The 10014-nt window shown below is 61.8% G+C and carries 8 protein-coding genes and 1 pseudogene; 5 read left to right on the top strand and 4 right to left on the bottom strand.

Annotated elements, in window-relative coordinates; all coding sequences use genetic code 11:
* Window positions 1–183 precede the first annotated feature (183 nt).
* Window positions 184–1236, bottom strand: a complete 1053-nt coding sequence (locus tag OKW98_RS14030) for a GGDEF domain-containing protein (protein WP_265385280.1) — start codon at window positions 1234–1236, stop codon at window positions 184–186.
* Between the two features lie 262 nt (window positions 1237–1498).
* Between OKW98_RS14030 and OKW98_RS14025 the strand changes: the two genes are divergently transcribed.
* Window positions 1499–2524, top strand: coding sequence for a YrzE family protein (locus OKW98_RS14025; RefSeq protein WP_265385279.1), 1026 nt, complete (start codon window positions 1499–1501; stop codon window positions 2522–2524).
* Window positions 2525–2632: 108 nt separating this feature from the next.
* Here OKW98_RS14025 and OKW98_RS14020 read toward each other — a convergent pair whose 3' ends face one another.
* Entirely contained in the window at window positions 2633–2932 is a 300-nt protein-coding gene (locus OKW98_RS14020; protein ID WP_265389731.1) for an ArsR/SmtB family transcription factor, read from the bottom strand.
* An 85-nt stretch (window positions 2933–3017) separates the two neighbouring features.
* Here OKW98_RS14020 and OKW98_RS14015 point away from each other — a divergent pair, with 85 nt between their 5' ends.
* Together OKW98_RS14015 and OKW98_RS14010 are read left to right on the top strand one after the other, a co-directional pair.
* Entirely contained in the window at window positions 3018–4109 is a 1092-nt protein-coding gene (locus tag OKW98_RS14015) for an NADH:flavin oxidoreductase/NADH oxidase (protein WP_265385278.1), read from the top strand.
* A gap of 129 nt (window positions 4110–4238) precedes the next feature.
* Entirely contained in the window at window positions 4239–5114 is an 876-nt protein-coding gene (locus tag OKW98_RS14010) for a LysR family transcriptional regulator (protein WP_265385277.1), read from the top strand.
* Window positions 5115–5149: 35 nt separating this feature from the next.
* On the opposite strand, the gene OKW98_RS14005 is transcribed toward OKW98_RS14010, so the two are convergent.
* Complete coding sequence (locus OKW98_RS14005; RefSeq protein WP_416148473.1) at window positions 5150–7045, bottom strand: HAMP domain-containing methyl-accepting chemotaxis protein; 1896 nt, start codon at window positions 7043–7045, stop codon at window positions 5150–5152.
* Window positions 7046–7203: 158 nt separating this feature from the next.
* Window positions 7204–7629 (bottom strand): VOC family protein, encoded by a 426-nt coding sequence (locus OKW98_RS14000; protein ID WP_265385275.1) that lies wholly within the window; start codon window positions 7627–7629, stop codon window positions 7204–7206.
* A gap of 417 nt (window positions 7630–8046) precedes the next feature.
* On the opposite strand from OKW98_RS14000, the pseudogene OKW98_RS27510 reads away from it, so the two are divergent.
* Window positions 8047–9033, top strand: a pseudogene (locus OKW98_RS27510) (cache domain-containing protein); the annotation flags it as partial.
* Between the two features lie 63 nt (window positions 9034–9096).
* Window positions 9097–9936: a methyl-accepting chemotaxis protein gene (locus OKW98_RS27505; protein WP_416148471.1), complete on the top strand. Its 840-nt coding sequence runs from the start codon at window positions 9097–9099 to the stop codon at window positions 9934–9936.
* The last annotated feature ends 78 nt before the right edge of the window (window positions 9937–10014 follow it).

Below are 10014 nucleotides of genomic sequence, written 5' to 3'. Positions count from 1 at the left end.
CGCGCGGCGAGCCGCGGTTGTGCAGCAGGCGCCGCCTGGCTGGCTGAAGTTCGGATTGAGGTGTTTCGAATTGTTGCGACATTTAGCCTTGGGTGATCGGCAGGAACAAGCGACGCGCCCCACCTTTTCAGAGAATTTACATTCAGCGGGCGCATGGGGAGGCATTCATGACCGCGATCGCGCTCACTCCGCCAGCATCACCCGATTGCGTCCCTCCTGCTTGCCTTCATACAGGCGCTGATCCGCCCGGTTAAGCGCATCCCGGAAGGTCTCCCCCTCTTGCAACGTTGCCACTGCAAGGGTCGCCGTGAGGTTCAGGCTCATCTGCCTGATCTCCCCGACCTCTTCGCGAATGTGCGTGAGAATTCGCTCGGCGATCAGCCGGGCGTCCTCGAAGGGGGTGTTGGGCATCAACACCAGAAACTCCTCGCCGCCCCAGCGCGCGGCGATGTCGGTGGTGCGTACGCACTTGGCGATGACGTCGGCCACCTGCTGCAGCACCACGTCGCCCAGGTCGTGGCCATGCTGGTCGTTGATCTGTTTGAAGTGATCGATGTCGATCAGCACCAGCGCCGTGGGGATCTCGCGGCGACCTCCGCCCAACTGACGCAAGCGCTGCAGCACGCGGCGCCGGGTGTAGAGGTTGGTCAGGCTGTCGCGGTGGGCAGACTGGTAAAGGTTCATGTGCATGGTCAGGTTAAAGCGCACCGACAGCGCCGTGACGTGCAGCAACAGCGCCGTCGCGGCCAAAGCATTGACCGCGCCAAAAAGGTCCTGCGCATGGGGGCTGATGCTGGTCACCGGCACCTTGTTGCGCAGGACGTAGCCGCCCACCGTAACGATAAGCACGGCCGTGTTCAGGCACCTGCGCCGCACAGGCGACGAATGAAAGCCGAAGGCGATGATGGGCACGATGCAGAACACGTAGAGATAGAAGTTGCTGTCCCAGCCAACACACCAGGTGGCAATCGCGGCGTGGATGATGACTTCAATGCAGATGAGCATGCCGGCGCAGCGGTACAAGCGGCGCCTGATCGACAGCAGACAGGCGATGTAGGCCGTGACGCTCACCGCATTGGTCATCCACATCACCGGCACATCCACAAGCAGGAACAAACCCAGCAGCAGCACATGGATCGCGAAGGCGATCTGCACGATCGGGACGATGTGTTTCCAGTAGGTAACGGTGGCTTCGCGAGTGACCTGACTTCGGTCATCGGCTGTGAGGCTGTTCATCTAGCTGTCTCGGAGAAATTCACGACGGTGGAATGGGAGGTATTTAAGGACAGGCTCCGGAGTGGCGCCTATCGCGATTCTGAATAGCTTTAATTCCAATTTGATCTGCTTGCAGCCCTTTGATTTTCCGTAACTTTTAAAGTTTAGGCCTTTTGCCACTATTTTATTTGCGGCCTGCGTAAAACTAACTAAAAACCGCGAGGGTCATTGAAGTACACGCAAGGATCCTTGCGTTCTGCCAATGACCAAAGGAACTGACATCATGATTCGCGATGACCAAGTAACGCCCGTTGGATACGACGACCCCGTCTACCGAGGCACTGCCGTTGCCCCCTTGCTCAAACGTATTTCCTGGGGCGCCATTCTGGCCGGTGTCGTACTGGCACTGGTCGTATCACTCATGCTCAGCTTGCTGGGCACCGCCATCGGCAGCGCCAGCATCGACCCGCTGCAAGAAGCCGACCCGCTGGCGGGCATGGGCAAAGGCGCCGGCATCTGGCTGGGTGTGAGTATGGTCATTTCCCTGTTCGTCGGTGGCTGGGCCGCCGGCCGGTTGGCCCATCGTGAAGGCGCCTTCCACGGCATTCTGGTCTGGGCCAGCGTTTCGCTGATCAGCGTGTATCTGGTCTCCAGCGCCGTGACCGGCGTGGTACGTGGCGGTCTGAACCTGGCGGGCAGCGGCCTGTCGGCAGTGGGCAGCGGTATCGCGCAAGTGGCCCCGGCCGTTGGCGGCCAGATTCAGGAGCAACTGCGTGCCCAGGGCATCGACTTCAATTTGAACGACATTCAGGGTGAGATCGAACAAGCCATGCGTCAGACCGGCAAGCCTGAACTGGACCCGAACACAGTCAAGCAGGACGTCGCCACTACCCAGCAAGACGCGAAAAACACCGCACAGCGCAGCGCCCAGGATCCACAACAGGCCGATGAGCAACTGAGCGGCTTGCTGGACCGTCTGAAAGCCAAGGGTGATCAGGCGTGGGACGCGGCTGACCGTCAGGCCTTCGTCAACCTGATCAAGGCCCGTGGCAACAAGACCGACGCCGAGGCCAATCAGATCGTCGATCAGGCCCAGGCCAGCTACCGTCAGGCCTACGCCAAGTACCAGGAGCTGAAAGCTCAGGCCGAACAGAAAGCCCGTGAAGCGGCGGACGTCGCGGCGAAAAACATTTCCCGCGCCGCCTGGATCCTGCTGCTCACCCTGGTGGTTTCCGCCCTTGTCGCCGCAGGTGCCGGTGCAATGGGTCGTCGTACCCAGCCGGTTGCGAAGATCGTTACCGCCGTCTAAGCGTCAGGTTCAAGCGAGCAAATAAAATGGCCCGATCGCAAGATCGGGCCATTTTTGTGTGCGCTGAGGCTGTGCAACGGACTGCCCCGTGCGTCTGAAAACGCCGGTTCACGCCTGCGCCAGAATGCTGCGCAACAATCCCGGAAACCGCGCATCCAGCTCCTCGGTGCGCAGTGAGTTCAAGTGCGTGGTGCCGATGTTACGCGTGTGCACCAGGCCCGCGTCGCGCAGCACCCGGAAGTGATGGGACATGCTGGACTTGGGTCGCCCGCCGTCGAGTTCACCGCAAGTCGCCTCGGCCACCGAGGAAAGACAGCGAACGATGTCGAGACGCACGGGGTCACTTAAAGCGTAAAGCAAACGCTCAAGTGTGAGTTCGGTGGGTAACGGATGTTTGAAGGCGCGCATGCCGCGCATCATAGCGGGGGGTTTCATCCTTCGCCATATTTCGAATACTATCGAACAAGCGAATTCAATCATCAGGAGTATTTCCATGTCTGCATTGTTCGAACCCTTCACGCTGAAGGACGTGACCCTGCGTAACCGCATCGCCATTCCTCCAATGTGTCAGTACGTGGCAGACAACGGCGTCATCAACGACTGGCACCACGTTCACCTCGCCAGCATGGCCCGCGGCGGCGCCGGTCTGGTGGTCGTCGAAGCCACAGCCGTCTCCCCTGAAGGTCGCATCACCCCGGGTTGCGCCGGTATCTGGAGCGACGAGCACGCCCAGGCATTCATCCCTGCCGTGCAGGCGATCAAGGCCGCGGGTTCGATCCCGGGCATCCAGATCGCCCACGCCGGTCGCAAGGCCAGCGCCAACCGTCCATGGGAAGGCGACGACCACATGGCCGCCGATGACGCCCGTGGCTGGCAGACCATCGCGCCCTCGGCCATCGCCTTTGGCGCCAACCTGCCGAAAGTCCCGCAGGAAATGACCCTGGACGACATCGCCCGGGTCAAGCAGGACTTCGTCGACGCCGCACGCCGCGCCCGTGAAGCCGGCTTTGAGTGGATCGAGCTGCACTTTGCCCACGGTTACCTGGGCCAGAGCTTCTTCTCCGAACACTCCAACCAGCGCACCGACGCCTACGGCGGCAGCTTCGACAACCGCAGCCGCTTCCTGCTGGAAACCCTCGCCGCCGTGCGTGAAGTCTGGCCGGAAAACCTGCCCCTGACTGCGCGCTTCGGTGTGATCGAGTACGACGGCCGTGACGAGCAGACCCTCACCGAATCCATCGAACTGGCGCGCCGCTTCAGGGCCGGCGGTCTGGATCTGCTGAGCGTCAGCGTCGGCTTCACCATCCCGGAAACCAACATTCCGTGGGGCCCGGCCTTCATGGGCCCGGTCGCCGAACGCGTACGCCGCGAAGCCGGTATCCCGGTGACCTCGGCATGGGGTTTTGGCGATCCGCAACTGGCTCAGGCCGCCGTGCAAAACGGTCAGCTGGACCTGGTGTCCATCGGCCGGGCGCACTTGGCGGACCCGCATTGGGCGTATTTCGCCGCCAAGGAGCTGGGCGTCGACAAAGCCGCGTGGACCCTGCCTGCGCCTTACGCCCACTGGCTGGAACGCTATCGTTAAGCGTCCCGCGATAAAAAATGCCGCCCATTGAGGCGGCATTTTATTTGTCGACGGCACTGGTTACTATCCGCTGCCGGCCGCCTGTCGATGCGCCCTGCCCGATTTGAATTCCCCTCCCAGGACCTGACGATGATCAGAGAGTTGAAAACCTTCGTCTGCGTGGCGCGCCGAGGCACCTTCGCGGCGGCGGGACGCGAGGTCGGCCTGACGCAATCGGCGGTCAGCGCACAGATCAAGAACCTCGAAGACACCCTGGGCGTCACCCTGTTCGACCGCACCGGCCGCGCCGCCACGTTGAATGCCGCCGGACAGCGCGCCGTGGCACTGGCCGAAGAAATCCTGCAGTTGTTCGGGCGCATGGGCAGCCCCGACAGCGCCAATGACTTTCGGGGTTCGCTGCGCATCGGCGCCATCAGCACCGCGCAGACCGGCATCTTGCCCCAAGCCCTGGTCGCGCTGCGCAGCAAGGCGCCGTTCATCGAAGCCAGTCTGGTGCCGGGGGTGTCGCTGAATCTGCTCAGTCAGGTGGACGCCGGCGAGCTGGACCTGGCGATCATGATCAAGCCGCCGTTCGCCCTGCCCAAGGAGCTGCACGCCGAGGTGATTGCCAGGGAGCCGTTTGTGCTGATCACGCCGTCCGACATGCAGGGCGACGACCCTCGGCAGATCCTGACCGACAATCCCTTTATTCGCTACGATCAACGCTCGTTCGGCGGCCGCCGGGTTACCCGGTTCCTGCGCGAGCGCAAGCTGGAGGTGCGGCAAACCCTGGAGCTCGACGAGCTGGACGCCATCGTCAAGATGGTCCGCGCCGGGCTCGGCGTGGCGCTGGTGCCCATGGCCGGATTGTGGCTGGAACATGCGCAGGACGTGCGGGTCATCGATCTGGGCGAGATGACCTTTTTCCGCGAGATCGTGCTGGTGAGCAAATACCTGCAGCGGCACACGCCGCTGCTGGAATTGTTCAGAAGCTGCGTTGTGGACGCACTCCCCCGCCGACGCTGACGCTATAGCCTGTCACGGCAGCGCGCGCCGCGCGGTCACACCTTGAATTTCGCCACCAGGGTTTGCAGGTGCACGCCCAGCCGGGCGAGTTCCACACTGGAAGCTGCGGTCTGTTCGCTGGCTGCCGATGTTTGCTCGGAGACTTCGCGAACACTGATCACGCTGCGGTTGATTTCTTCGGCGACAGCGCTTTGCTCTTCAGCGGCAGCAGCGATCTGGTGGTTCATTGACTCGATGGACAACACCGAGCGGGTGATGCCGCCCAGGGACACCCCGGCGCGACGGCTCAGCTCGACACTGCTGTCGGTCAACACGCGGCTGTTTTCGAGGATCCCTGCCACCTGCTGCGTGCCGCTTTGCAGACCGGTGATCAGTTGCTCGATTTCTTCAGTGGAAGACTGGGTGCGCTGGGCCAGGCTGCGCACCTCGTCGGCGACCACCGCAAAGCCCCTTCCTGCCTCGCCCGCCCGCGCAGCCTCGATGGCGGCGTTCAGCGCCAGCAGGTTGGTCTGTTGAGCGACCGACTTGATGACGTCGAGGACGCTGCCAATTTTGCCGCTTTCGGTTTTCAGATCCGCCATGGCCACCGTTGAGTTCACGACTTCGGTGGCCAGGCGCTCGATCTGGTCGATGGCCTGACGCACCACCTCGTCACCGTCACGGGCCTCACGGGTGGCAGTGGCTGCGGCCTCGGAAGCGCTTTCCGCGTTGCGTGCAACTTCCTGCACGGTGGCGGCCATTTCGTTCATCGCCGTTGCCACCTGATCGGTTTCGATCTTCTGGCTGTTGACGCCTGCACTGGTTTGCTCGGTGATCGCTGACAACTCCTCGGCGGCGCTGGCGATCTGCGTCACGCCATTGCGCAACCCGGCAATCAGTTCGCGCAGGTTGACCGTCATCCGCGCCATGCTGCGTTGCAACATGCCCAGTTCGTCATTGCGCGTCACCACACGGGCATTTGTCAGGTCGCCACCGGCCACCTGCTCGGCGGTACGCAGCGCGTCCCTCAGCGGCAGAACAATCAAGCGCGTGATCAACAAGGCCGCGAGAATGCCCAGCAGCAATGCACCCAGCGTCGCGCCACCCAACAGGTTGCGAGCGGCGTCCATGTCTTCGCCACGCAATACGGCCTGATTTTTTGCCAGCGCGTTACTGGCGGCAAACAGACTGGCGATGTCATCGTTCAGGCCCAGCTGGGCCTTGGCAGCTCCGGCCTGGGCCTCACTGAACTGGCTCACGGTCAGCAGATAGGCATCGAGGGCCGAGCCGAGGCGCTGCACGGCATCGTTTTGTGCCGCAGGCAGCGCCTGGCCAAGCACCGTGGTGTAGGCGCGGGCGTCAGCGATCGCCTTTTTGGCCGGGGCTTCAAGCTCGGGCTTCAGGCTGTAGGTGTAGCCGCGCAGTTGAAAGCGCGCCTGTTCCACCAAGGCCTGCGCTTTCACCACCGCAGCGGTCTGCACAGCGTCGCCGTTCGCGGAAATAGCGGCTTCCATCTGCTGCAATTGCTCCACCGCGGCATCCGCATTGCTGCCGAAAACCCCACGAGAGGCCTCGCGCTTCTGCACCGATTGAACGTAATCGGTGAAGTGCGTGCGATAGTGCTTGACCGCCTCATTCGCCGACTGGATATGCGGAATATTCAGCGCCGAATCGAAATTGTCGCGGCAGTACGCCAGGTGACTGTCGAGGTCGTCCATCGCCTTGACCACCACAGCGGCGTGCTCTGCATCGTAGTTGAGCGTGTAGGACAAGCGCGCGATGCGCGTGTCCCGCGTCAGGTCATTGAGTTTTGCGATGTCGAGAATCCGGTCTCCCCTTTCACTCAGTCCGCCAATCCCGGACCAACCTGCCAACGCTATCAATAGGGTCAACACCAGCACTGCGCCAAAGCCCAGTGACAGCTTGGATCTGACGCTGATATTTTCCAGCATCCTGTTCATCGCAGTGAGCATATGTATTCCAGTCCGGTCCGATCATTAAAGAAGTGCTGAATAGGTTTATCGGCCGCTGGACAGGTAAGTTGAGATGGCCGCGGTGCGGCTTTAACGAAAACGGGCGCCTGTGGAAAGCGCCCGTTGGTAAGCCCGGATTATTTGGCGAACAGCTGACTCATGTCCTTGAACGCCTTGAATTCCAGCGCGTTGCCGCACGGGTCGAAGAGAAACATGGTGGCCTGCTCGCCGACCTGGCCCTGAAAGCGGATGTAGGGTTCGATCACAAACTTCGTTTCGCGGGCGCGCAGACGTTCCGCCAGCGCTTCCCATTCCGCCCAGTACAAGATGATGCCGAAATGCGGCACCGGCACGTCGTGGCCGTCCACCGCGTTGGAATGCACGGATTCCTGGGAAGTGGTTTTCGGGTGCTCGTGGATGACCAGTTGGTGGCCGTAGAAGTCGAAATCGACCCATTGTTCGCTGGAGCGGCCCTCGGAAAGACCGAACACGTCGCCGTAGAAGTGGCGCGCGGCGGCGAGGTCGTAGACGGGAATGGCGAGATGAAATGGCGAGAGGCTCATGGTCGATCCTTGTAGACGGGTAGGACGTCAGCGATGACGTGGTCAGAGTGTTGATCGTAAACAGACGGTGGAAAAGCGGATATTTGCGCTGCTGAGCCTCAACTATTTTGATCAATGGCACAGACCTTTCACGATCTACCATCAAACCTCCGCCTGCTCGGCGAAGCTCTATAACGATCTGCTCGTACGTGCAAGCTGCCAACCGCAAGCTTCACGCCCCCATTCAGTCCTCCCGTTGCGCCCATTTGCCGAGCTTCGTGCGTAGCGCGTCGTCCGCACGTCAACGACTGATTGTCAAAATCCAGTCAAACAGAGGCCTGTTTGCGCGGGATGCCATTCATCTATCTCGACGTCTGCCGATAGCCCGGCAGACAAACTGCAATCCTTTCCCTGCAATCGTTTGAAGGCTCGTACCGCATGACCAAATCCCTGAAATTCAGCCACAAAATTCTGCTGGCGGCCTCGCTGGTGGTGATCGCTGCATTTACCTTGTTCACCCTCTACAACGACTATCTGCAACGCACTGCTATCCGCGATCAGTTAAGGGAAAGTCTGAACCAGATGGGCGAGAGTACGGCCGGTAATATCCAGAACTGGATGTCGGGACGCATCCTGCTGGTGGAAAACGTTGCCGAGGGCGCCGCCGTGTCGCCGTCGCCTGAAGTGTTCAATCGCCTGCTCGGTCAGCCGACGCTGATCTCGACGTTCATGAGCATCTACCTGGGCAAGGCCGATGGCTCGTTCGTGACGCAACCGCCTGACGATATGCCCGGCGATTACGATCCGCGCACCCGCCCCTGGTACACCGATGCGCTGAAGGCCGGCAAGACCACCCTGACCGAGCCGTACCTGGACGCGGTCACCAAAGGCCTGATCGTGACCATCGCCACGCCGGTCAAAGGCCCCTCCGGGGTGGCCGGCGTCGCGGGCGGCGACCTGAGCCTGGAAGTCCTGGTGAAGATGATCAGCGCGCTGCGCCTGCAGAACGACGGCCATGCCTTCCTGGTCGACGCCAACGGCCGCATCCTCGTGCATCCGGACACCTCGCTGGTGATGAAGACGCTGGCCGAGGTCTACCCGAACGCGACGCCGCGCCTGTCCGAGGACGTCAGCGAAAGCGAGCACGCCGGCAAGACCGAAGTCGTCACCTTTGCTCACGTTGACGGTCTGCCGTCGGTCAATTGGTACGTCGGCATCGCGGTCGACAAAAACGAAGCCTACGCCGCCCTGGGCGATTTCCGTAACTCGGCGATCGTCGCCACCATCATCGCCGTGGTGCTGATCATTGTGCTGCTGGGCGTGCTGCTCAACGTGCTGATGCGGCCGCTGAACACCATGGGCCGCGCCATGCATGACATCGCGGCGGGCGAAGGTGACCTGACCAAACGCCTGGCAATCCTCAGCCAGGACGAGTTCGGTTACCTGGGCAACGGCTTCAACCTGTTCGTGGAGCGGATCCATGACTCGATGCGCGAAGTGGCCTCCTCCACCGTGCAGCTCAATGAAGTCGCGCTGCGGGTGGTCAGTGCCTCGAACTCGTCTATGCTGAACTCCGACCAGCAGGCGAACCGCACCAGCAGTGTGGCGGCGGCCATCAACGAGCTGGGCGCAGCGGCGCAGGAAATCGCGCAGAACGCCGCCATGGCCTCCGGGCATTCCAGCGACGCCCGCAGTCTGGCCTCCAACGGTCAGGCCGTGGTCGGTCAGAACATTCAGGCGATGAACCGTTTGTCGACGCGCATCAGCGGCGCCAGCGAGCAGATCGAACAGCTCAACACCAAGACCGCCAACATCGGGCAGATTCTCGAAGTCATCACCGGCATCTCCCAGCAGACCAACTTGCTGGCGCTGAACGCGGCCATCGAAGCGGCGCGGGCCGGGGAAGCCGGCCGCGGGTTTGCGGTGGTGGCTGACGAAGTGCGCAGCCTCGCTCACCGGACTCAGGAGTCGGCCAGCCAGGTGCAGAAAATGATCGAGGAGCTGCAACACGGCGCCCGTGAAGCGGTGGCGATCATGAACGACAGCCAGCGCGAGAGCCATGAAAGCGTGAGCATCGCCAACCAGGCCGGCACCAGCCTGGAAAGCGTGACCGTGCGGATTGGCGAGATCGACGCGATGAACCAGTCGGTCGCCACGGCTACCGAGGAACAGACCTCGGTGGTCGAGGCCATCAACGTCGACATTACCGAAATCAACACGCTGAACCAGGAAGGCGTGGAAAACCTGCAAGCCACGTTGCGCGCCTGTTCCGATCTGGAGCGCCAGTCGGTGCGCTTGACGCAATTGGTGGGCAGTTTCCGTATCTGAGGCAAGACGGAGCGCTGTTCATCGCAAACCTGACGCTTGATCGGTCAGTCCTTGCGAAACCAGCGCTCCGACGAAATG

The organism is Pseudomonas sp. KU26590 (assembly GCF_026153515.1).
Taxonomy (GTDB): Bacteria; Pseudomonadota; Gammaproteobacteria; order Pseudomonadales; family Pseudomonadaceae; genus Aquipseudomonas.
This window is presented reverse-complemented; position numbering and strand designations above follow the sequence as displayed.